The sequence below is a fragment of the Citrobacter sp. Awk 2 genome, assembly GCF_028069815.1.
Classification (GTDB): Bacteria; Pseudomonadota; Gammaproteobacteria; order Enterobacterales; family Enterobacteriaceae; genus Citrobacter.
On record NZ_JANEWL010000273.1, the window covers coordinates 1 to 374 of the forward strand.

Sequence of the window (374 nt, forward strand, 5' to 3'; positions counted from 1 at the left end):
TGAAACTGGACCGCCTGGGAAGGGACAACATCGACGTGCAGCAAACCATTACGATGCTGGTGGATAAAGGGATTGATGTTGTTTCACTGGATCTGCCTGTGCGTAACCTTTCCAGCGCGGAAGGGAAACTGATGCTGCAAATGTTTTCTGCGTTTGCAGAGTTCGAAAAATCCCGCATCATTGAACGCACAAAAGAGGGTTTAGTAAGAGCCAGGAAGGAAGGGAAGAAGTTAGGCCGTCCGGTTGCGTCAAATACCCTTCAGCGTGTACAGGAAGCCAGAGCTAAGGGGCTGAGTCAGTCCAAAGCGGCGTTAGAACTGAATTTAAGCCTCCCGACTATCAAACGAAACTGGAACATCAAAGAGGCATAAGAT

At 48.9% G+C, this 374-nt stretch carries 1 protein-coding gene; it reads left to right on the forward strand.

All coding sequences use genetic code 11. The annotated features are described in order from the left end of the window. A partial coding sequence (locus tag NNO02_RS23605; RefSeq protein ID WP_271455910.1) for a recombinase family protein occupies positions 1 to 371 on the forward strand: 371 nt, incomplete at its 5' end. Between the last annotated feature and the right edge of the window lie 3 nt (positions 372 to 374).